Here is a 20,868-nt window from a genome sequence, read left to right as displayed (position 1 = left end):
TCGGGCGGGCGGGTGGGAGACACCCGCCGCGGAGCGGGCGGTTCGGGGGATCCGCCCAAGACCCAGGGGTCAGAAATAGGTACGGACGTAGTCCGTGACCGTCCCGTCCGCCTCGACCAGAGGAATCAACTGCCACTTGTCGAAGGACGTGCAGGGGTGGGAAAGACCGAGCCCCACCCAGTCGCCCACGGCGAGATCCGCCTCCGGAGTCGTCCGGACCCACCCGTGCTGGTCGGAGAGGCCCGTCACCGTGACCCCCGTCGCGGGCCGGTCCACCCCGCCCCGGTGGACGACCTGCGCCTCGGGCAGGTCGATGTCGTACGCCGCATCCCGCTTACCCGCGTTGGTGAACGCCTGCTCAGGCGTGGGCCGCGACACCACCTGCGTCCAGAGGCGGAACGCGGGGTGCAGCGCGCCCTCCTCCGGGATGCGGTTGAACGGCGTCAAGTGACGGTAGTGGCCGTCGTCATGGGAGACGTACGCCCCGGAGCGGAGCAACTTCAGGACCGGCACCGACAGTTCGGGGATCTCCTCGAAGACGTCCGCCACCGCGTCGAACCACGCACTGCCACCCGCGCTGACGACGATCTCGTCCAGGTCCGCGAACCGGTTCGCCTTGTCGAACTCGACGGCGAGCGCGGTGAGGCGGCCGAGCCAGGCCCGCACCCGCTCGGGGGTCGCGTCCGGCACCTCGCCCTCGTACCCCGCGACTCCCACCAGGCGCAACGTGTCCGCCGCCGCGACCGCGTTGGCGATCTCGACGCACTCCTCCTCCGTACGCACACCGGTCCGCGCCCCGTCACCCGCGCCGAGCTCCACCACGACGTCGACGGGACGCGTCGCGCCCGCCTCGCGCAGAGCGGCGTCCATCAGGGCGACGCCGGGCACGGAGTCGACGTAGCAGATGAAACGGAAGGAGGGGTCGGCCGCCAGCTCGCCCGCGATCCAGCGCAGTGCCGCCGCGTCCACCAGCTCGTTGGCGAGGAAGATCCGCTCGATGCCGTAGGCGCGCGCCACCCGCACCTGGTGCGGCACGGCCAGCGTGATGCCCCATGCGCCCCGCTCCAGCTGACGGGCGAAGAGCTGCGGCGCCATGGACGTCTTGCCGTGCGGGGCGAACGCGAGGCCGTGCCGCTCGGAGTACGTCTCCATCAGCGCGAGGTTGTGCTCAAGGCGCTCGGCGGAGAGGGCGAGGACGGGGGTGGTGAAACCGCCCGTGAAGAGGTTCCGGCGCTGGGCCGCGAGCTCGCCGACCGTCAGGCCCTCCGCGTCCGGCGGAAGGCCCTTGAAGCGGTGGTCGACCCGCTCTTCCGCGAGCCGGTCGAGCTCCCGGGCGAGACGTCCGGCGGAGCGGTCGGCTGCGTTGTCGGCGGCCATGGCGCCTCCTCGAAAAGGTGCGTTGCACTATGTGCAACGGTCATTGCGTATGTCGTTTACTGCTGTCTAACATCCGAGCCAACGCCGGGTCAACGGATCCGTGCAGTCGGTTGGCAGTCGTCGAGGGGCAGGAAGATCGTGACCGCAGAGGCCGCGCAGGCAGTGGTGGACGCGCAGGCAGCAGTAGTGGACGTCGTCGCGCTCGGCGAGTCCATGGTCACGTTCCTGCCCTCACGCGCCGGACGCCTCGCCGACGTCCCGTCCTTCGATCGCGGGATCGGCGGCGCCGAGTCGAACGTCGCCTGCGCGCTCGCCGCCGCCGGGCACCGCACCCGCTGGGTCAGCCGCGTCGGCGCCGACGGCTTCGGGGACCACCTCGTCGAGGCGATCGCCCGGTACGGCGTGGACACCGGCTCCGTCGGACGTGACCCGCACCGCCCCACCGGCATCTACTTCCGCACCGCCGACGACCGCGAGAGCGCATCCCATGAGGTGCTCTACTACCGCGCGGGCTCGGCCGCCTCCGCGATGTCCACGGCCAACCTCGACCAGGCCGCGCTGCGCTCCGGGTACCTCCTGCACCTGTCCGGCATCACCGCCGCGCTCTCCACGGACTGCCTGGACCTGCTCCGCGCGCTCACGGACGCCGCGACCGGAGCGGACGGCGTCTCCTTCGACGTCAACTACCGGCCCGGCCTGTGGCCGGAGGGCGGCCAGGAGGTGCTGCTCGACCTCGCCCGCGGCGCCGACCTCGTCTTCGTCGGCGAGGACGAGGCCGCCGACGCCTGGGGCATCACCGGCGGCCCCGACGCGATCCGCGCCGCCCTGCCCGAGCCCCAGCTCCTCGTCGTCAAGCGGGGAGCGGACGGCGCCGTCGCCTACGGCAGCAGTGGCGCGCGGTACGAGGAGCCCGCACCCCGCGTGGACGTCGTCGCGGCCGTCGGCGCCGGTGACGCCTTCGCCGCCGGGTTCCTGTCCGCGACGCTGCGGAAGCTCCCCGTGGAACAGCGCCTTCGGCACGGCCACCTCATGGCCGCCGCCGCTCTCACCGTCCCCGGCGACCTCGCCACGCCGCCGTCCCGCGACCACGCCGACCGTCTCGCCGCCCTCGACGCGGCCGCCTGGGGGAGACTGCACCTCGGCCCCGGCTGGACCGCAGCCGACGACGAGGCCGCGCAGGAGGTACTCACGTCATGAGCCAGACCGTCGACCGCGCCCTGTCCATCCTGCCGCTGCTCGCCGAAGGCCCCGCCGACCTCGGCCAGGTCGCCGAGCGCCTCGAAGTGCACAAGTCCACCGCCCTGCGGCTCCTGCGCACACTGCACGAACACGGCCTGGTCTACCGCCAGTCCGACCAGCGCTACCGCCTGGGCGCCCGCCTCTTCGCGCTCGCCCAGGAGGCCGTCGAGAACCTCGACGTACGCGAGATCGCGCACCCCCACCTCCTCGCGCTCAACGAGAAGTGCGGGCACACCGTGCACCTCGCGGTCTACGAGGAGCAGGAAGTCCTCTACATCGACAAGGTCGAGAGCCGCTATCCGGTGCGGATGTACTCGCGCATCGGGAAGCCGGTGGCGATCACCGTCGCCGCCGTCGCGAAACTGCTGCTCTCCGACCTTCCCGAGGCCGAGCGCCGCGCCATCGCGGAGAAGCTCGACTACCCCACGTACACGTCCCGTTCGACGCCCAACGCCGCCGCGTTCCTCAAAGAGCTCGGCGCCGTACGCGAACAGGGCTGGGCCACCGACCTCGGTGGCCACGAGGAGTCCATCAACTGCATCGGGGCCCCCATCCGCGGTGCGGACGGCCGGGTCGTCGCCGCCATGTCGGTCTCCGCGCCGAATGTCGTCGTCACCGCCGAGGAACTCCTCACGCTGCTCCCGCTGGTGCGCCGTACGGCGGACGCCATCAGCCGGGAGTACTCCGGCAAGTCACCCCTCAAGGAAGCCTGAGCACGTCATGACCACCGAGAAGACCGGCCTCACCCCGGCCACCCACACCACCCCGCCCGCGAAGTTCTCCCACGGCGTCAAGAAGGGCAACATCCTTCAGGTCGCCGGTCAGGTCGGCTTCCTCCCCGCCGAGGAGGGCAAGGCCCCCACCCCCGCGGGCCCGACCCTGCGCGAGCAGACCCTCCAGACCTTCGCCAACGTCAAGGCGATCCTCGAAGAGGGCGGCGCGACGTGGGACGACGTGATGATGATGCGCGTCTACCTCACGGACGTGGACCACTTCGCCGAGATGAACGAGATCTACAACGCGTACTTCGAGGAGCAGGGCCTCAAGGCCCCCGCCTCGGCCCGCACCACGGTTTACGTGGGCCTGCCCAAGGGTCTCCTCATCGAGATCGACGCGCTCGCCGTCCTGGGCTGAGCCGCCCTCCGGGCTGATCAGCCCCACCGCAGAGCCCCCGCAAGCCGTACGTCTTCACGGGGCGGCGCCGAACTCCCCCCTTCCGGCGCCGCGCCGTGATCCCCCCTGCCCTGAAAGCCCCATGCACTTACGAGGTCAAAGATGTCCCCGTCGTCCCCCTTCGCCGCGCTCGCGGCCGCCGCCCCCGCCGAGGAACCACCCCACACCGGCGGAATCCTCACCCTGATCGACGGCACCGCCGGTCTGCTGACCGTCGCCGCGCTCGGCATCGTGCTCCTGCTCTTCCTGATCATCAAGGTCAGGCTGCAGCCCTTCGTGGCGCTGCTCGCGGTGTCCATAGTCGTCGGCCTCTCGGCCGGCCTCTCCGTCACCGAACTCTTCGGCACGGTCCAGAAGTCCGACGTGGTCTCGGTCATCGAGTCCGGCATGGGCGGCATCCTCGGCCATGTGGCGATCATCATCGGCCTCGGCACGATGCTCGGCGCGATCCTCGAGGTGTCGGGCGGCGCAGAGGTGCTGGCCTCCCGCCTCCTGGGCCTCTTCGGCGAGAAGCGCGCGCCCCTCGCCATGGGCCTGACGGGCCTCATCTTCGGTATCCCGGTCTTCTTCGACGTGGGCATCTTCGTCCTCGCGCCGATCGTGTACGCCGCCGCCAAGCGCAGCGGCAAGTCGATCCTGCTCTACTGCCTGCCCCTGCTCGCGGGTCTGTCGATGACCCACGCGTTCCTGCCCCCGCACCCCGGCCCGGTGGCCGCCGCCGGTCTGCTCAAGGTGGACCTCGGCTGGGTCATCCTGATGGGCATCGTCTGCGGCATCCCGGCCGTCATCGCCGCCTGGGTCTACTCCGCCTGGATCGGCAAGCGCATCTTCGTGCCCGTCCCGCAGGACATGGTCGAGGCCGCCGACGAGGCGCGGCAGGCGGTCGTCGCCGAGCAGCGTGAGGCCGGCGTGGAGCCGCGCGAGAAGCCGGTGCCGCTCGGCATGGTCTTCGCGATCATCGGTACGCCGCTGTTCCTGATCCTCCTCGCGACCTTTTCGTCGATCGCCTTCGACCCCTCCACGCTCCGAAGCGTCATCGAGTTCTTCGGCAGCCCCTTCGTCGCCCTGACGATCGCCCTGCTGATGGCGTACTACCTGCTCGGCATCCGGCGCGGCTGGTCCCGCAAGTCCCTGGAGACGGTGTCGACCTCGTCCCTGAAGCCGGTCGGCAACATCCTCCTGGTGGTCGGCGCGGGCGGCATCTTCGGCGCGGTCCTCAAGGCGAGCGGCGTGGCCAAGGCCCTCTCGGACACGTTCCAGGACGTCGGCCTGCCGATCATCGTCCTCGCGTACCTGCTCTCCCTGGTGCTCCGTGTCGCCCAGGGCTCGGCGACGGTGGCGATCGTGACGACGGCGGGCATCGTGGCCCCGCTCCTCGCCGAGGGTGACCACTCGCAGGCGTTCGTCGCGCTGGTCATCATGGCGATCTCGGCGGGCTCGATCTTCGCCTCGCACGTGAACGACGGCGGCTTCTGGATGGTGGCGAAGTACTTCGGCATCTCGGAGCGGGACACGCTCAAGACGTGGACGGTCCTGGAGTCGGTCCTCTCCCTGGCCGGGTTCGCGGTGGCGGCCGTGGTGAGTCTGTTCGTCTAGCCGCACCACTCCTTCGCGTACGTCTCTCGCGTACGTCTCTCGCGTACGTCTCTCGCGTACGTCACCGAGGGCGCCCCGGGCCGTTGTGGCCCTGGGCGCCTTCGTCATGTCGCGACCGGGTGCCCGCCCGCCGGTTCGAAGCCGGCCAGCATCTGCTCCAGCGCCGCCTGGTCGGGACCCACGAACGGTGAGGCCCCGGGCGCCTGGCCCAGCGTGTCCATCATCGTCCCGGTGATGCCGACGGCCGGCGGCAGATGCGTGCAGAGGACGAGCTCGGGCGCACCGTCCCGCAGCGGCCGGAAGCTGTCCAGGAACTTCCCCTGGTCCACGACCTGCACCCAGGGACTGTCGACCGTCGCCCACAGCAGCTGCGCGGCCCGCAGATCCGCCACGGGCACGTCACGGACGTCGTCGGCCTGGGCGAGGTTGGCGGTGGGCATCGGCCCTCCGAAGCAGTCGGAGCTGAAGCAGGCCCCCGACTTGTCGTCGAAGAAGCCCACCGTGGCCGGGTTGTCGAAGAGGGGCGGCCTGAAGCCCGTGAGGGTGCGGTCGCCGACGTCCAGGCTCTGCCCCGGGTTGAGCAGATGGACGCGGTCGAGGGGGAGCGGCCGCTCACAGGACATGATCCCCGCGCCCGCGAACGTGGTCACGACCCGCGCCTTGGGCGCCGCGACCAGCAGGTCGAAGATCCCTCCGGTGTGGTCCCGGTCCGGGTGGGTGAGCCAGATCCAGCGCACGTCGGTGGGATCGATGACGGCGGCGAGGGACTCCAGGAAGTTGCGGTCGGGCAGTCCGAGGCCGGTGTCGACGACGACGGGCTGGGAGGCGTGCAGCACAAAGGCGTTGACCGGAATGTGTCCGATTCCCGGGACTTCCAGGCTGTCGCTCAGGGCGCTGATGTCGGGGCGTACCTTGTGGACGCGCATGACACATCTCCATGCCCCCTCAGGGATGGTGATCGCGTCGCGGCCCGTATGTGTCCATCGTCGTCCTTTTCTGCCGCCGCCGCACCTGCGAGAAGGGCCGCCGCCGGACGGCGACGGCCCTCGACCCGAACCGGTCCGGTCAACCGGTGCAGTACTGCTGCTCCTTGCCGATGGACCGGTACATGCAGTCCGAGTTCTCCAGGAGCTGCAGGACCGCGTCCCTGTTGCGGTTCGTCTCCCGCTCGATGACCTCGTCGGGCGGGTAGAAGCCGCCGCCGCCCGCGGACGACGGGTACATCTCGAAGGTGTAGCTGAAGATCTTCTGGTTGCCCCAGAGCCAGTCGTTGATCGACCCGTCCGTGATGTACAGGTCACTGGACTGCTGCGGCGTGTAGCCGTTGCTCGCGGCCATCTTCCGGCCGATGGCGGCATGCGCGTCGCGGTCGTCCTGGGTGAGGCCGGGGCCCGTGTCGCTGTACGTGTAGCCGTACGGCCACAGGACCAGCTCGCTGTACGTGTGGAAGTCGATGGACGCCTTGATCTGCTGCTTGCCGCCGACGATGCGGCTGCGCACGAAGTTGGAGACGACCTGCGTCTCGGGTGCCGACTCGGCGCGCGGGCCGCGGTAGGTCTCGGAGCCCGTGGAGCCGGACGAACCACCGCAGCAGCCCCACCGGTAGGCCCAGTTGCGGTTCAGGTCGGTGCCGACGTTCGACGAACCGCTGTTGGGCTGGCGGTTCTTGCGCCAGCTGCGGTAGGAGCCGGTCGCGATGTCGTACTCGCCGCCGTCCGGGTTCAGGTCCGGCACGATCCAGATCTCGCGCTCGTCGACCATCTTCTTGATGCGCGAGTCCGTGCCGTAGTCGTCGCCGAGTTCGCGCATGAGGTACAGCGCCATCTCGACCGTGAGGTGTTCGCGGGCGTGCTGGTGGTGGGTGAAGAGGACCTCGGGCTCGGCCTCGTCGGAGGCGACGTTATCGCTGATCTTGATGGCGACGATGTCCCGGCCCGAGTAGGACTTGCCGATGACCCGCTTGCTCATCAGGGTCGGATGGGCGGCGATGCGCTGGTTGATCTCCGCGTTCATCTCGGCGTAGTTGTGGTACCTCGAGTCGGCGGGCGGGAAGTCCTTGGCCTCCACGGGCAGGCCGTTCGTACGCTTCGGGGGTGCAGCCAGGGCCTTGAGCTCGTAGCCCGCGTCCCTCAGCCGTGCCGCCTCGCGGCCGTCGGCCGAGACGACCACCGCGCGGGCGTCGACCTCGTCGATGGCTACGCCGGTGCGGGCGAGCGCGGTGCGCTCGGCGCGGTCGTCGCCGAGGGGGATCTCGTACTGGCGCGTTTCGTCGCTGTCGGCCGCCGCGCTGCGTGCGGTCCGGTCGGTGGAGTCCGGTGAGGCGTTGGCGGTGACGGGCGCCGCCACAGCGAGGGCGAGAAGGACCGCGAGGGCGGCGGATCTCCTGCCGCGTATGCGGAGTCGCATGAAGTCTCCTGGGGGTGGGGGGGGTGGTTCAGTGCGACACGTGTGGTGCGGGCTGCGGTGCGGGTTGCGCGGCCCCATCGTGGAGCTCTGGCATGCTCCGGTCAACGCTGTCTTCGGCCAACCCCTTGTGCCACGAGCCGCCATGCGGTTTCTTGATCGGCATGGCTGACACGACAGGCAGTGGCACTGCCACGGGAGATGCGGCTCCCCAGCCGCGCAAGTCCAGTTGGAAATACATCGGGCCCGGCATCGTCGTCGCGGCGACCGGCGTCGGCGCGGGCGACCTCGTCGCGACACTCATCGCGGGCAGCAACTTCGGCTACACCCTGCTCTGGGCCGCCGTGATCGGTTGCGTGGTGAAGATCTCGCTCGCCGAGGCGGCCGGACGCTGGCACCTGGCGACCGGACGCACCCTCTTCGACGGCTGGGCCAGCCTCGGGCGCTGGACGACGTGGTTCTTCGTCGTCTACGTCGTCATCTGGGGGTACGTCTACGGGGCCGCGGCCATGTCGTCGTCGGGACTGCCGCTCCAGGCCCTCTTCCCGGACGTCATGGAGCTCAAGTGGTGGGGGATCCTCACCGGCCTCGTCGGTCTGGTCTTCGTCTGGTTCAACAAGTACGCCGTCTTCGAGAAGGTCATGACGGTGCTCGTCGGCATCATGTTCGTCGTCACCGTCTACCTCGCCATCCGCGTCACCCCGCACCTCGGCGACGCCTTCGCGGGCCTGCTGCCGGTGCTGCCCGACGAGAAGGACTCCATCCTCAACACGCTCGGCCTGATCGGCGGCGTCGGCGGCACGATCACCCTTGCCGCGTACGGCTACTGGGTCAACGCCAAGGGCTGGACGAACACCGGCTGGATGAAGGTGATGCGGCTCGACAACCGCGTCGCGTACATCACCACCGGCATCTTCGTCGTCGCCATGCTCTTCGTCGGCGCCGAGCTGCTGCACTCCGCGAACGTGGCCATCGCCAGCGGCGACAAGGGCCTGGTGGAGCTCTCCGGCATCCTGGAGAAGGAGTACGGGGACGCCACCGCCAAGCTCTTCCTGATCGGCTTCTTCGCCACCTCCTTCACCTCGCTGATCGGTGTCTGGCACGGCGTGAGCCTGATGTTCGCCGACTTCGTGGAGCGCTACCGCAAGCAGCGGGCGGGCGCCGACGAGAAGGCCCTGTCGGGCGAGGAGGTGGCGTCCGGAGCCCGCGAGAAGTCGGTGCCGTTCCGCGCCTACCTGCTGTGGCTGACCTTCCCGCCGATGATCCTGCTCTTCCAGGGGCAGCCGTTCCGCCTGATCATCATCTACGGGGTGCTCGGCGCGGCCTTCATGCCGTTCCTCGCGCTCACCCTGGTCTGGCTGCTCAACTCGTCGCGCACGCCCAGCGAATGGCGCAACGGCTGGCTCAGCAACGGCATGCTGACGATCGCGGGCCTGCTGTTCCTGGTCCTGTGCATCAAGCAGATCACGGACCAGGACTGGAGCAGTTTCTTCTAGCGCCATGCCGTACGCACCGCAGCGCCGCCGGGGGAGCGGCGGCGCTGCAGGCGTGCGGGGGACGCCCGTCGGCCACCTGTTACGGCAGCCCGTGGACGTGCGGTCCGACGGCCTTGGACCAGGAACTGCCGTCCGCTGCATCCCAGTTCGTCGACCAGGCCATCGCGCCCCGGATGCCGGGGTACGTCTTGGACGGCTTGAAGGAACCGCAGCTCGTGCCCTTCGCCAGGCAGTCCAGGGCCTGGTTCACGACGGACGGCGAGACGTAACCCCCGCCGGCCGCTTGCGCCGAGGCCGGGACGCCTATGCCGACCTGTGATGGGGCGAGCCCGCCCTCCAGCTGGATGCAGGCGAGCGCGGTGAGGAAGTCGACCGAGCCCTGGCTGTAGACCTTGCCGTCGCAGCCCAGCATCGAACCGCTGTTGTAGTACTGCATGTTGACGACCGTCAGGATGTCCTTCACGGCGAGCGCCGTCTTGAAGTACTCGTTCGACGTCGACTGCATGTCGATCGTCTGCGGCGCCATGGTCAGCACGAACCCTGAGCCGGCCTTACCGGCAAGGGCCTTCAACGCCTGCGACATGTACGTCGAGTTGAGCCCGTTCTCCAGGTCGATGTCGACGCCGTCGAAGCCGTACTCCTGCATGAGCGCGTACGCCGAGTCCGCGAAGGCGGTCGCCGAAGCGGAGTCGTTGACGGACACCGCGCCCTTCTCGCCGCCGACCGAGAGGATCACCGACTTCCCGGCCGCCTGCTTGGCCTTGAGGTCGGCCTTGAACTGCTCGACGGTGTACCCGCCGAGCCCGGCGGAGTCCAGGTTGAAGGCCAGCTCGCCCGGCGTGCCGGTCGCATCCGCGAACGAGACCGCGATGATGTCGTACTCGTCCTGCACGTCGCTCAACTTCTGGACGGTGGCGCCGTTGTCGAAGTTCTGCCAGTAGCCGGTCACCGCGTGCTTCGGTACGGCGCGGGTGTCCGCGTCGGCGTCATCGGCGCCGCCGGTGAGCAGGCCGGTGAGCGCGAGGGCGAGTGCCGTTGTCAGACCGATGACGGACCCTGCCTTCCTGCGTGTCCTGCCGCGTGCGTGGTCCACTTCTGCCTCCGGTGGGGGGAGTTGGGGCGTTCGGAGAGCTTCCGCCGGGCCGTACGAGGGGGTTGCCCGGCGCCTTGCTTGGTCGTACAAGCTGGTCCAGACCAATTGCGTTGTCAAGACCTCTGACATCACCCGGACCCCACCGGTCCGGCCAACCTCGAAGTGAACAGTGGGAAGTTGGGTGTTGAGGTGGCGATGACCTGGATAAGGTGCTGAGGCAGAAGTGCACGAAGACCGGGGGGTGTGCGTATGCCGACCGCCATAGCCGTCACCGGCCCTGACCTGGTGCTGCCGTCGCCCGACCGGCACACCCCGTCCGCGGCCGTCCTGCAGAGCGCCGTCCAGTCACCGCGGACGTACTCCCTGGACCAGGCGCTCACCGAGATGCACACGCTCATCGAGCACCACGGCTATGTGATCGTCCTCTGCCCCGCGTCGGCGCCAGCCGCCCTCGTCCAGCGCATGCACGCGATCCGCTCCGTCCTGGAGAGCGACCGCATCGCGATCCTGCGCCCCGACCTGCCGCCGCTCGGCCTCGCGGTCCTCGCGCTCCAGCTGCGTCAGCTGTCGATCTGCGACTTCAGCCCCGGTGTCCTCGCCTCGGCGGCCCGTCTCCTCTCCCACTACATCCACGCGGGCGCGCTGCTCGGCTCGGTGGCGAAGCTGGACCGGGTCCCTGTCACTCTGCAGTCCCACGCCAAGTCATGGGTGCCGGGCGCCCAGTTCGCCGTCCTCGCCACGCCACGCCCCGAGCTGATCAAGGTGACGGGGGGCGCGACTCTGCCGGGCCCCGGCTTCGCCACGAAGATGCTGTACGCCGCCGGGCAGCTGGGCTCCGACTGGGTCACCGAGACGCTCGCTCCGGCCTGGCGGACCCAGGGGGTCGAGGAGGCGCGGCTGCCGGGGGACTCCGCGCGCTGGTGGGCCACGGGCAAGCTCGTCGAGTTCGCCGCGGCGATCCCCGACATCTCGGTGCTCTACCAACTCGTGTCGTCCGTACGGCGGGACGACTGCCACTGGTGCGGTCTCGAACTCATCGGTGACCGCTGCGGTTTCTGCGCCGCGTCACTGCTGCCACCCCCGGAACGCACGGCGCCGGCTCCCGCCGCCGCCTCCGCTCCAGCCCCTGACCCAGCTCGCGCCGTACGCGCGCTTCCGCGAGGCAGGACGTAAGGCCAGGCTCCTCTGGGTACGACCCCGAACTGAACGCGCGCCACAACGATCACTGTCCGTAGCCGCCCGCACCCGATCGAGGTAGTCCGGTCCATGAACTCACGCCAGCGCCGCGGCGTCATCCTGCTGGTCCTTTCGGTCCTGGCCGCGTTTGGCGCGTTCGCGGGCGTCCTCTCCGTGATCCGGGACGTGAACTCGAAGGTGGGGCCCGAGGTGGCCGCGTACAAGCTCAAGGGGGACATCGCCCCCTACAAGGAGCTGAGCGCGGACCAGTTCGAGAAGGTCGAGATGCCGGAGAGGTGGCTCTCGGACAACGCCGTCACCGACCTCCGCCAGGTCCGCGGAAAGATCGCGGTGACCGAGCTGCGCAAGGGCTCGCTGCTCCAGACGGACATGATCGTGAACCGTCCCGAACTGGAGCCGGGCCAGCAGGAGATCGCCATCATGATCGACGCGGCGACGGGCGTCGCGGGCAAGATCACGCCGGGCTCGACGGTCAACATCTACGCCACGTTCAAGGGCGAGACCGACAACGCCAAGGACCAGTCGAAGGTCATCGTCGAGTCCGCGAAGGTCATCGACGTCGGCAAGCTGACGGCCCTCGACCCCGATCAGGACGACCGCAGCAGCCGTCGTACGGCGACGGAGGCGGTGCCGATCACGTTCGCCCTGGAGACCGCGGACGCGCAGCGCGTCGCGTACGCGGAGTCGTTCGCCACGCATGTCCGCCTGGCCCTGGTCGGCCAGGGCGAGGAGGCGGCGATCCCGCGGGGCGACCGGACGTACACACTCGACGAGGACAAGTAGGGGGCCCGCGGATGTGCCACACATCAACACCACGGCGTACCGCTCCCGCGGGGGGTATCGCTCCTGGGCTGCCGCTTCGCGGCGGGGCTTTCGCTTGCGCTGTGGACGGCTGTGCTGAGCCGCCGCTCCGCGGCGGATCCTTCCCGCCCACCCACCCGATTGCCTTGCGGGGCAATCGGGTGGGTGGGCGGGAAATGGCTGTTCGGCGGCGCCAGCTGCCGAGTGACAGTGCCCGGGACGTGCAGGCGGCCGCGGGTGAGGTGGGCCCACTCCCGGGTGAGAGAGCCAGGGACGTCCGGCCCGCCGCAGGCGAGATGGGCCCACTCCCGGGGGGTAATACCCAGGACGCCAAGCCAGCCGCAGGCGCTCCGCGCCCCCAGCCGGGAGGCGGTCCCGCATGACCACCCGCATCCTCCCCGCCGTAGGGGACCTGGAGGCCGCCCGCGCCCTCTCGACGCTCACCGGGCAGCTTCCCGACGCCGAACCCGCCCTGCCCGTCGCGGACTCCACCGCCCTGCTCGACCACCTGGCGAGGCTCGCGGCGGAGTCCATCGACGAGCTCCCCGAAGTCGTCCTCATCCACGAGCGCATCGGCCCCGTACCCGCCCTGGACCTGATCCGCGACCTCGTGCTCCGCTTCCCCGCGGTCGGCGTCGTCCTGATCACCGCCGACACGAGCCCGGCACTCCTGACCGCCGCGATGGACTCCGGCGCCCGCGGCATCGTCGGCTTCCCTCTCGCGTACGACGCCCTCGCCGAGCGCGTGCACGCGGCGGCCGCCTGGTCGGCGGGGATGCGCAGGCACCTGGGCAGCGCGGGCCTGGAGCTCTACTCCGGGCCGGGGGAGACCCCCGGCGGCGGCCACGTCGTCGCGGTGAGCGGAGCCAAGGGAGGCGTCGGGACCACCCTCGCCGCCGTCCAACTCGCCCTCGCCGCACGGGCTTCGGGCCGCACCGTCGCCCTCCTCGACCTGGACCTCCAGGCAGGCGACGTCTCCTCCTACCTGGACGTCCAGTTCCGCCGCTCCATCGCCGACCTCGCGTCGATCACCGACATCACGCCCCGCGTCCTCCAGGACGCCGTCTACACCCACGAGACCGGCATCGGCCTCCTCCTGGCCCCCGGCGAGGGCGAGCGGGGCGAGGAGATCACCGACCGGGTGGCCCGCCAGACACTCAACGCCCTGCGCAGCCGCTACGACGTCGTACTCGTCGACTGCGGCACGTACGTCACCGGGGCGAGCGCCGCCGCCGTCGAACTCGCCGACCAGGCCATCCTGTTGGTCACCCCGGACGTCGTCTCCGTACGCGCCGCCAAGCGCATGGTGCGCCTGTGGGACCGCCTCCAGATCCGCAAGGCGGAGGAGACGCTCACGGTCGTCAACCGCCACGGCAAGGGTGCGGAGATCCAGCCGTCCCTGGTGGAACGGGTGACGGGGACGAAGGTGGCCCGTACGACCGTTCCCGCGAACTTCAAGGAACTGCAGGGCGCGGTCGACGCGGGCCGCATGCAGGACCTGGACAGCAAGTCCACCGTCAAGCAGGCGCTGTGGGCGCTGGCGGGCGAGCTCGGACTGGTGGACCCGGAGGCGGCGTCGTCCGGCGGGTCCAAGCGATTGACCCTCCGCAAGCGCGCCGGCGGCGACCGTGGCGCGGTCACCCTGGAGTTCGCCGGGATGTTCCCGCTGCTGCTCGCCGTGATGGGCCTGCTGTGGCAGTGCGCGCTGTACGGCTACACGTTCTCCCTGGCGGGAAACGCCGCGGACGAGGCGGCGCGGGCCGCCACAGCCGCGTACGCGGTGGGAGAGGGCGGCGCGGCGGCGTGCGAGGCCGCGGCCAAGGAGCACCTGCCGTCGGCGTGGCAGGGCGCGGAGGTGGCCTGCACGGACGAGGGAGCGGTGTGGAAGGCGCACGTGGACGCGGACGTCCCGCTGTTCTTCCCCGGGATCGACGCGGGGTGGAGCGTGAGCGGGGAGGCGGGGGCGGCGAAGGAGGGTGAGGACCCGTGAAGCCGTGGAGGATCCAGCCCGTCCGGCGTTCGAGGACGAACTCGGCGAAGCCGGTGACGGACGGCACGCGTCGGCTCCGGCACAGGAGTCCCCGCCGGAACGACCTCAGGAACGCTTTCAGGAACCGCCCCTTCGACGACCGTGGCGTCTCCATGCTCGAATTCGCCGGCTTCCTCCCCATCCTGCTCCTCATCGGCCTGGCCACCATCCAGCTGGGCCTCGTCGGATACGCCGTCAACCAGGCGGGCTCGGGCGCCCGCGCGGCGGCCCGCGTCGCCTCCCAAGGAGAGGGCGGAGAAGCCGCGGGCCTGGCGGCCATGGACGGCAGCCTCGACGCCCAGGTCGGCATCAGCGGCGGCGGCGCCACGACCACGGCGGATGTCACCGTCCAGGTCCCCACGCTCCTGCCCTTCGTGGACGCGGGCTGGTCCGTCACGAAGTCGGCCACGATGCCCAACGACGACGAAGAAGACGGGAGCTGAGAGAGAACAGATGAGCCTCCGCGACCGCATCACGACCCCGCACGACCACGGCAAGGGAAACGACCCCAGCCGTGACGACAGCCTCGTCGCCGTCTACCGCTCCAAGCTCCTCGAAGAGATCGACCTGGCCGAGATGTCGTCCCTGACGGCGGCGGACCGCCGCGTCCGCCTGGAACGCGTCATGGGCCACATCATCAGCCGCGAGGGCCCCGTCCTCTCGACCTCGGAGCGCTCCCAGCTCATCCGCCGCGTCGTGGACGAGGCCCTGGGACTCGGCGTACTCGAACCGCTCCTCGCCGACGCCTCCATCACGGAGATCATGGTGAACGGCCCCGACTCGATCTTCGTGGAGCGAGCCGGAAGGGTGGAGCAGCTCCCCCTCCGCTTCGCGTCGAACGACCAGCTCATGCAGACCATCGAACGCATCGTCTCCACGGTCAACCGCCGCGTCGACGAGTCGAACCCCATGGTCGACGCGCGCCTGCCCACGGGCGAGCGAGTGAACGTGATCATCCCGCCCCTCGCCCTCACCGGCGCGACACTCACCATCCGCCGCTTCCCCCGCGCGTACACGCTGCACGAGCTCATCGGCCTCGGGTCGCTGGACGAGCACATGCTGCTCCTGCTCTCCGCCTTCGTGCGCGCCCGCTTCAACGTCATCGTCAGCGGCGGCACAGGCTCCGGAAAAACGACGCTCCTCAACGCCCTCTCCGGTCTCCTCCCCGCCCACGAACGCATCATCACCATCGAGGACTCGGCCGAACTCCAGCTCCAGCAGGACCACGTCATCCGCCTGGAATCCCGCCCTCCGAACGTGGAGGGCAAGGGCCAGATCACCATCCGCGACCTCGTCCGCAACAGCCTCCGCATGCGCCCCGACCGCATCATCGTCGGCGAGGTCCGAGGCGGCGAGACCCTCGACATGCTCCAGGCGATGTCCACCGGCCATGACGGCTCCCTCGCGACGGTCCACGCGAACACGGCGGAGGACGCCCTGATGCGCCTCCAGACCCTCGGCTCGATGTCCGAGGTCCAGATCCCCTTCGAGGCACTGAAGGACCAGATCAACTCGGCGGTGGACGTGGTCGTCCAGCTCGCCCGGCACGCGGACGGCTCCCGCAAGGTCGCCGAGATCGTCCTGCTCGTCTCGCACGGCCGCGAACAGTTCCGCATCGCCCCGGTGACCCGCTTCGTGCCGCGCCAGCCCGGCGGCAACGGCCTGGACCGCCGCGTGCACGGCTACTTCGAGCACCTGCCGCTGCCGCGGACCGTGGCCGAGCGGCTGTACGTCGCGGGCGAGCCGGTGCCGCCCGGCTTCGGCGTGGCCCAGGCCATCGACGTACTGAACACGAGAGAGGCGATCGGCTGATGACGGTGACGAGAAGGGCGGCCGACCGATGACGGTGACGAGAAGGGCGGCGGGAGCCTGATGGACAACCCCGCCCTCCTGGCCCTCGGCGCGACGATCCTGACCGGCACGCTCGCCGTCGCGGGAGTCCACGCGTACGCGTCGGGCCGTGCCCAGCGTCAGGCGCTGGTCGACCGCCTGTCGATCGGCCCCGGCACGGCCGACGCCGGCGGCCGTGGCCGCCGCTTCTCGGCCGTCGACCGCCGCCTGCGCCGCACCCGCCTCGGCCGCTCCATCCACTTGCGCCTCTCGGCGACGGGACTCGACCTCACGGCGGGCGAGTTCTTCGTCTACGTCGTGGCGGTCGTCGCCGCGCTCTGGCTCATGGCGGCGGCCACGCTGGCCCCGTTTTTCGGCCCGATCGCGGGCATCGTGGCGGTCTGGAGCGCGGTCGTGTTCCTCAACTGGCAGCGCCAGAAGCGCATCGAGGCATTCATCAACCAACTCCCGGACGTGGCGCGCATCCTGGCCAACGCGACGGCGGCCGGCCTGGCCCTCCGGACCTCCCTGGCGATGGCGGCGGAGGAGCTGGAGTCCCCGGCAGGCGAGGAACTGTCCATGGTGGCAGACCAGTTGACCCTGGGCCGATCGATCGACGACACACTCGGCGAACTGGCGGCACGCCTCCCGTCCCGGGAGCTGGTGGTCCTCGTCACCACCCTGGTCCTCTCCAACAAGGCGGGCGGTTCGGTGGTGAACTCCCTCCGGAACCTCACCCAGACCCTGGAGGACCGCAAGGAGACGCGACGCGAGGTCCGCACGATGCTCTCGGAGGTGCACGCGACGGCGTTCACGGTCCCGCTCCTGGGCCTCGGCTCGCTGCTCCTCATCAACTCCTCCAACGAGGGAGCGCTGGCCCGGGTGACAGGCTCCCCGATGGGCCAGACGCTGATCCTGATCGCGCTGGGCCTCTACGCGGTGGGCTTCTTCGTGATCAGGCGCCTCGGCAAGATCGAAGTGTAGGGAGGGGGAGGGGAACAGTGGACGTGTTCGGTCTGGCGATGGCGGCCGTGATGGGCCTGGCGGTGGCGGGAGTGTGCCAGGGCATCCGCATGTACCGGGCGGAGGCGAAACTCCCCTCGGACCTGGCGATAGCTCTGGAGGTCGGCGCCACCCGCGTATCGACGGCGGGCTCGGCGGTGGACCGCCTGGGCATGCGCTTCGCCCCTCTGGTCCTGCGCCTGATGGGCCCGAAACGGGTGGACGCCAAGCGCCGCAAGATCGACATGGCGGGCAACCCGGGAGGCCTGACGATCGACCGCTATGCGGCACGCAGGGCGGTCTACGGCATCTTCGGCGTGCTGATGGGCCTGGTGTTTTTCACCAACGGCGCCTCGCTCTTCGGCCTCCTGACCTTCGCCTTCGGCGTGACGGCGGCGGACGCGCTGATCTGGCAGGCGACACGGGAACGGCGCGAGGTCATCGACCGCACCCTGCCGGACTTCCTGGACGTCCTCGCGGTGGTGGTCTCGGCGGGCCTCGGCTTCCGCCAGGCACTGGACCGCGTGGCGGAACGCTACGAGGGGCCCTGGGCAGACGAACTACGCATCACGCTCCGCCAGATGGACATGGGAGTGAGCCGCAGGCAGGCCTTCGACGAACTGCGCCGCAGGAACGCCTCCGAACAGGTCTCCCAGTTCGTCTCGGCACTGCAACAGGGCGAGGAACTGGGCTCACCGATCGCGGACACGCTCATCCAACTGGCCACGGACATGCGCCGCACGGACGCCCAGAACTCCCGCCGCAGGGCGGCGAAGACGATCCCCAAGGCCACGATGGTGACGCTGGTCTTCATGCTTCCGGCCACGATGATCCTGATCGCGGCGGGAATGTTTCTCGGCTCGGGTTCGGACTTCGGCTCGATCCTGGGGAAGTGAGGGGGCGGTGAGCGATCCGGACTACGGCCCGAGCCACTACTGCGGGGCAGACGCCACTATCAAGCCACTCGACGAAACCTCTTCGCGGCTGCAACCAAATATGGGACAGTCGCCCGGTGAGCGGGAGGGGCACGACAACCCCGGGGAAGCCCCCTGTCGGGCCCGCCCTCCCCAACTGATCTTTGCAAAAACTGAGTTCACGGGACGCACGGAAGGGGAAGCCGTGAAACACCTCGGCCCGCAGCCTGTCCGCTCGCGGCCCCCCGCCGCATGCCCCCGGGGTGCGTGATGACCTCGCCACCGGGGAAGGGAACTCGCCAACTTCCGCGCACCAGAGGGCATTGGTTGCGGAGAGTTGCTGTTGGGTCACAAGATCTCGCGTACGTTGCCTATGACGACAGCGGCGTCGGAATTGGTCGCGCCAGCGGTGCGTTTCGCGGCGCGTGTATCGGGTGGGAGAGAAGGGGCCGTCGTGCTGAAAGATCGCGTACTCAGAGTCTGGGTCGATTGGACCGCAACTGTAGCTTCCCGGGTTCGGGGGAGGGAGCGGGATGCGGGGGCTGGGTTTGTGGAGTATGCGGGGTTGATGATTCTTATTGCGGGGATCTTCGTTCTCATCGACGGCTTGGGTCTCGACGGTCAGATCTCCGGAGCCATCCAGGACGCGGTGTCGGACGTGATCGGCGGCTGAGGCGCAGTCGTCGCCTCGATGACTCAGGGCAGACTCTCCCCATCTACATCTGGGTGACGGGGATTCTGCTCTTTGTTGCGTTCGCGTTCTTCGCTTTCGCGCAAGCCGCATCGGCTCGAAACGGCGCCCAATCGGCTGCTGATGCCGCAGCGTTGGCGGCTGCGCAGGACGCCAGAGACGAACTTGTCGATGGCCTGGGGGCGTCCATCGGTGAGGGTGATGACTGGCTCGACTGGCTGGGCGGCGACGAATTCAACGGTGCCGGCGCCGAAGGCGCGGCGGATGCGCTTGCCGCGGACAACGACTCGTCTGTTGTCGGCTTGGGCCCGGCCGAAGTGAACGGCTTTCCGGGGTTCCGAGCGGAGATCGAGACCAACTACACGGTGGGGGATTCGATCATCCCGGGCACGGAGTCCATGCATGCCACGGCTGAGGCCACCGCCATCATCAAGCCGCGCTGCGATGTCGCTCCTTCGGCGGACCCCGAGAAGGCCGTGGAATTCGACTGCGACGGTGGCGAATCTTTCGAGATCGACCCGGAAGAGTTCGAGCTGGATGATCTTCCGGATGCGTCCGTTCTCTTCTCTGTCCACCTGGCTGACTGATGAGCGGCCGACGAAAGAAGGAATCCGTACCGATGAGCATTCGGCGCACCAAAAAGACCCGCAGGGCAATGACCGCTGTGGCGATCACTACTGGGCTGGTCCTCACGGTCGCCGGTTGTGGTGGTGGGGACGACGGCAACGATGACAAGGCGGAGAAAGGCACTTCGTCACCCGCGACGACCAAGAGCAGTGGGGGTGACGAGGACAAGGACGAGAAGACCGAGGCTCCAGCACCGGATCAAGTGTTGGCAGAGGTGAAGGGGGAGGAGAACATCACCCTGACCGTCTCGTCCGCCACCCGCGATGAGGGTGGTTTCGTCACGATTTCGGGCAAGGTGACCAACAGCGGGGGCAAGTTCTGGGCTGCGGCCAACTGGCGGGGCGAAGAGCGCGAGCTGAACAAGAACGGGTCATCCGTGGCCGGAGCCAACCTGATCGACAACGCGGGGAAGAAGAAGTACCTCGTACTCCGTGACACGGAGGGACGGTGCCTGTGCACGAAGTTCACGGGTGGTGTGAAGCCCGGCCAGACCGCTGACTGGTACGCCCAGTTCCCGGCCCCGCCGGAAGGCACTTCCAAGGTCGACTTTCAGGTGGGCGCGATGCCCCCCGCCTCCATCGAGATCTCCGAGGGCGAGTGACCCATGGGCCACCCACGATCCCGCACCCGCACCCGCACCCGAATCCACACCCGCACCCTCGCCACAGCCACAGTCACCCTCACGGCCCTGGTCTTCCTCACCGGCACCTCCGCTCACGCCGACGACGAAGATCCCAGCGCACCCCCGGGCAGCACCACCACATCCCCGCCCCCCGAGGTCGACTCCAACAGCCCGGGGCTGAAGCTGGCCGACGGCGCGACGCTCGCTCCGGCGAAGGTTCTGGACATCAAGTCGGTCGTCGAGGATCTCGGCGGCGAGGAGCGCCGCGAGGACACCAACACGGACGTGAAGTTCGCGCTGCAGGCGGAAGTCCTCTTCCCCAAGGACAGCAACAAGCTGAACCCCGAGGCGAACGCCCGTATCAAGGCGATCGCGGAAGAGGCCAAGGTGCAGAAGGCGACGAACGTCAGGGTGTTCGGCTTCACGGACAACCTCGGTTCCTACAGCCACGGCAAGACCCTGTCCCGCAAGCGCGCGGAAGCGGTGCACGACAAGCTGGCGAGCTACTTGGGCCCCGAGGTCACATATTCCGTACGCGGCTACAGCGAGGACTACCCGATCGCGGACAACACCTCCGAGCAGGGCCGCAAGAAGAACCGCCGCGTCGAGGTCACGTTCCCCCGAGGAGGAACAGAAGCCGGCGACACGGGCACGCAGAGCTAGGCGGAGCGCGAGATCAGCGACAGCGAGTGGGAGGAGCTCCGGGCCGGGCTTCGCTTCGGCCAGGTCTTCACGGGGACGGTCGTCCAGGTCCCGAGGCCCGGCGCGATCGGGATCT

At 69.4% G+C, this 20,868-nt stretch carries 20 protein-coding genes; 16 read left to right on the top strand and 4 right to left on the bottom strand.

Features of this window, described 5'->3' with window-relative positions; all coding sequences use genetic code 11:
* Positions 1-69 precede the first annotated feature (69 nt).
* Positions 70-1,377 carry an amino acid deaminase gene (locus tag ACZ5U5_RS18545; protein ID WP_469022703.1) on the bottom strand — a complete coding sequence of 436 codons (1,308 nt, stop codon included), beginning with the start codon at positions 1,375-1,377 and terminating at the stop codon, positions 70-72.
* 213 nt (positions 1,378-1,590) lie between these two features.
* Between ACZ5U5_RS18545 and ACZ5U5_RS18540 the strand changes: the two genes are divergently transcribed.
* The 4 genes from ACZ5U5_RS18540 to ACZ5U5_RS18525 all read left to right on the top strand — a co-directional run bounded on the left by ACZ5U5_RS18540 (position 1,591) and on the right by ACZ5U5_RS18525 (position 5,385).
* Complete coding sequence (locus tag ACZ5U5_RS18540) at positions 1,591-2,574, top strand: sugar kinase (protein ID WP_469023714.1); 984 nt, start codon at positions 1,591-1,593, stop codon at positions 2,572-2,574.
* Positions 2,571-3,329, top strand: coding sequence for an IclR family transcriptional regulator (locus ACZ5U5_RS18535; RefSeq protein WP_469022700.1), 759 nt, complete (start codon positions 2,571-2,573; stop codon positions 3,327-3,329). The genes ACZ5U5_RS18540 and ACZ5U5_RS18535 overlap by 4 nt, the downstream gene beginning before the upstream one ends.
* A gap of 7 nt (positions 3,330-3,336) precedes the next feature.
* Entirely contained in the window at positions 3,337-3,750 is a 414-nt protein-coding gene (locus ACZ5U5_RS18530; protein WP_453737749.1) for a RidA family protein, read from the top strand.
* 141 nt (positions 3,751-3,891) lie between these two features.
* Positions 3,892-5,385 carry a GntP family permease gene (locus ACZ5U5_RS18525; protein ID WP_469022697.1) on the top strand — a complete coding sequence of 498 codons (1,494 nt, stop codon included), beginning with the start codon at positions 3,892-3,894 and terminating at the stop codon, positions 5,383-5,385.
* Positions 5,386-5,489: 104 nt separating this feature from the next.
* Here ACZ5U5_RS18525 and ACZ5U5_RS18520 read toward each other — a convergent pair whose 3' ends face one another.
* Positions 5,490-6,311, bottom strand: a complete 822-nt coding sequence (locus ACZ5U5_RS18520) for an MBL fold metallo-hydrolase (protein WP_469022694.1) — start codon at positions 6,309-6,311, stop codon at positions 5,490-5,492.
* Between the two features lie 139 nt (positions 6,312-6,450).
* Positions 6,451-7,791, bottom strand: a complete 1,341-nt coding sequence (locus tag ACZ5U5_RS18515) for a M14 family metallopeptidase (RefSeq protein WP_469022691.1) — start codon at positions 7,789-7,791, stop codon at positions 6,451-6,453.
* 161 nt (positions 7,792-7,952) lie between these two features.
* On the opposite strand from ACZ5U5_RS18515, the gene ACZ5U5_RS18510 reads away from it, so the two are divergent.
* Entirely contained in the window at positions 7,953-9,284 is a 1,332-nt protein-coding gene (locus ACZ5U5_RS18510) for an Nramp family divalent metal transporter (RefSeq protein ID WP_469022688.1), read from the top strand.
* 79 nt (positions 9,285-9,363) lie between these two features.
* Here the strand turns inward: ACZ5U5_RS18510 and ACZ5U5_RS18505 are convergent, their stop codons facing one another.
* Positions 9,364-10,377 carry a chitinase gene (locus tag ACZ5U5_RS18505; RefSeq protein ID WP_469022685.1) on the bottom strand — a complete coding sequence of 338 codons (1,014 nt, stop codon included), beginning with the start codon at positions 10,375-10,377 and terminating at the stop codon, positions 9,364-9,366.
* Between the two features lie 249 nt (positions 10,378-10,626).
* On the opposite strand from ACZ5U5_RS18505, the gene ACZ5U5_RS18500 reads away from it, so the two are divergent.
* The 11 genes from ACZ5U5_RS18500 to ACZ5U5_RS18450 all read left to right on the top strand — a co-directional run bounded on the left by ACZ5U5_RS18500 (position 10,627) and on the right by ACZ5U5_RS18450 (position 20,753).
* Complete coding sequence (locus ACZ5U5_RS18500) at positions 10,627-11,550, top strand: hypothetical protein (protein ID WP_469022683.1); 924 nt, start codon at positions 10,627-10,629, stop codon at positions 11,548-11,550.
* 93 nt (positions 11,551-11,643) lie between these two features.
* Complete coding sequence (gene cpaB, locus ACZ5U5_RS18495) at positions 11,644-12,357, top strand: Flp pilus assembly protein CpaB (protein WP_469022681.1); 714 nt, start codon at positions 11,644-11,646, stop codon at positions 12,355-12,357.
* A 397-nt stretch (positions 12,358-12,754) separates the two neighbouring features.
* A complete protein-coding gene (locus ACZ5U5_RS18490) occupies positions 12,755-14,365 on the top strand; it encodes an AAA family ATPase (RefSeq protein ID WP_469022678.1) in 1,611 nt (536 codons plus the stop codon).
* Positions 14,366-14,517: 152 nt separating this feature from the next.
* Positions 14,518-14,847 (top strand): TadE/TadG family type IV pilus assembly protein, encoded by a 330-nt coding sequence (locus ACZ5U5_RS18485; protein ID WP_469022674.1) that lies wholly within the window; start codon positions 14,518-14,520, stop codon positions 14,845-14,847.
* A 10-nt stretch (positions 14,848-14,857) separates the two neighbouring features.
* Positions 14,858-16,216 (top strand): CpaF family protein, encoded by a 1,359-nt coding sequence (locus tag ACZ5U5_RS18480; protein WP_469022672.1) that lies wholly within the window; start codon positions 14,858-14,860, stop codon positions 16,214-16,216.
* A gap of 60 nt (positions 16,217-16,276) precedes the next feature.
* Positions 16,277-17,218, top strand: a complete 942-nt coding sequence (locus ACZ5U5_RS18475; protein WP_469022669.1) for a type II secretion system F family protein — start codon at positions 16,277-16,279, stop codon at positions 17,216-17,218.
* A 38-nt stretch (positions 17,219-17,256) separates the two neighbouring features.
* Positions 17,257-18,132, top strand: coding sequence for a DUF5936 domain-containing protein (locus ACZ5U5_RS18470; RefSeq protein WP_469023711.1), 876 nt, complete (start codon positions 17,257-17,259; stop codon positions 18,130-18,132).
* Between the two features lie 472 nt (positions 18,133-18,604).
* On the top strand, positions 18,605-18,823 hold the full coding sequence (locus ACZ5U5_RS18465; RefSeq protein WP_469023708.1) for a hypothetical protein: 219 nt from the start codon (positions 18,605-18,607) through the stop codon (positions 18,821-18,823).
* Between the two features lie 53 nt (positions 18,824-18,876).
* Positions 18,877-19,428: a pilus assembly protein TadG-related protein gene (locus tag ACZ5U5_RS18460; RefSeq protein ID WP_469022666.1), complete on the top strand. Its 552-nt coding sequence runs from the start codon at positions 18,877-18,879 to the stop codon at positions 19,426-19,428.
* Between the two features lie 32 nt (positions 19,429-19,460).
* On the top strand, positions 19,461-20,069 hold the full coding sequence (locus ACZ5U5_RS18455; protein ID WP_469022663.1) for a hypothetical protein: 609 nt from the start codon (positions 19,461-19,463) through the stop codon (positions 20,067-20,069).
* Between the two features lie 3 nt (positions 20,070-20,072).
* Entirely contained in the window at positions 20,073-20,753 is a 681-nt protein-coding gene (locus tag ACZ5U5_RS18450; protein ID WP_469022661.1) for an OmpA family protein, read from the top strand.
* Positions 20,754-20,868: the final 115 nt, after the last annotated feature.

The sequence above is a fragment of the Streptomyces sp. NPDC033177 genome (assembly GCF_055577715.1).
The sequence above is the reverse complement of the archived record's forward strand: the minus strand, read 5'-3'. Positions and strand labels throughout refer to the sequence as shown.

What these genes read in the sequence shown, in the direction of transcription:
- ACZ5U5_RS18500 (WP_469022683.1), top strand. Translation starts at nt 10,627, where the DNA reads ATGCCGACCGCCATAGCCGTCACCGGCCCTGACCTGGTGCTGCCGTCG.
- ACZ5U5_RS18545 (WP_469022703.1), bottom strand. Translation starts at nt 1,377, where the DNA reads ATGGCCGCCGACAACGCAGCCGACCGCTCCGCCGGACGTCTCGCCCGG.
- ACZ5U5_RS18510 (WP_469022688.1), top strand. Translation starts at nt 7,953, where the DNA reads ATGGCTGACACGACAGGCAGTGGCACTGCCACGGGAGATGCGGCTCCC.
- ACZ5U5_RS18490 (WP_469022678.1), top strand. Translation starts at nt 12,755, where the DNA reads ATGACCACCCGCATCCTCCCCGCCGTAGGGGACCTGGAGGCCGCCCGC.
- ACZ5U5_RS18480 (WP_469022672.1), top strand. Translation starts at nt 14,858, where the DNA reads ATGAGCCTCCGCGACCGCATCACGACCCCGCACGACCACGGCAAGGGA.
- ACZ5U5_RS18485 (WP_469022674.1), top strand. Translation starts at nt 14,518, where the DNA reads ATGCTCGAATTCGCCGGCTTCCTCCCCATCCTGCTCCTCATCGGCCTG.
- ACZ5U5_RS18530 (WP_453737749.1), top strand. Translation starts at nt 3,337, where the DNA reads ATGACCACCGAGAAGACCGGCCTCACCCCGGCCACCCACACCACCCCG.
- ACZ5U5_RS18470 (WP_469023711.1), top strand. Translation starts at nt 17,257, where the DNA reads ATGGCGGCCGTGATGGGCCTGGCGGTGGCGGGAGTGTGCCAGGGCATC.
- ACZ5U5_RS18525 (WP_469022697.1), top strand. Translation starts at nt 3,892, where the DNA reads ATGTCCCCGTCGTCCCCCTTCGCCGCGCTCGCGGCCGCCGCCCCCGCC.
- ACZ5U5_RS18475 (WP_469022669.1), top strand. Translation starts at nt 16,277, where the DNA reads ATGGACAACCCCGCCCTCCTGGCCCTCGGCGCGACGATCCTGACCGGC.
- ACZ5U5_RS18515 (WP_469022691.1), bottom strand. Translation starts at nt 7,791, where the DNA reads ATGCGACTCCGCATACGCGGCAGGAGATCCGCCGCCCTCGCGGTCCTT.
- ACZ5U5_RS18450 (WP_469022661.1), top strand. Translation starts at nt 20,073, where the DNA reads ATGGGCCACCCACGATCCCGCACCCGCACCCGCACCCGAATCCACACC.
- cpaB (WP_469022681.1), top strand. Translation starts at nt 11,644, where the DNA reads ATGAACTCACGCCAGCGCCGCGGCGTCATCCTGCTGGTCCTTTCGGTC.
- ACZ5U5_RS18540 (WP_469023714.1), top strand. Translation starts at nt 1,591, where the DNA reads ATGGTCACGTTCCTGCCCTCACGCGCCGGACGCCTCGCCGACGTCCCG.
- ACZ5U5_RS18455 (WP_469022663.1), top strand. Translation starts at nt 19,461, where the DNA reads ATGAGCATTCGGCGCACCAAAAAGACCCGCAGGGCAATGACCGCTGTG.
- ACZ5U5_RS18535 (WP_469022700.1), top strand. Translation starts at nt 2,571, where the DNA reads ATGAGCCAGACCGTCGACCGCGCCCTGTCCATCCTGCCGCTGCTCGCC.
- ACZ5U5_RS18520 (WP_469022694.1), bottom strand. Translation starts at nt 6,311, where the DNA reads ATGCGCGTCCACAAGGTACGCCCCGACATCAGCGCCCTGAGCGACAGC.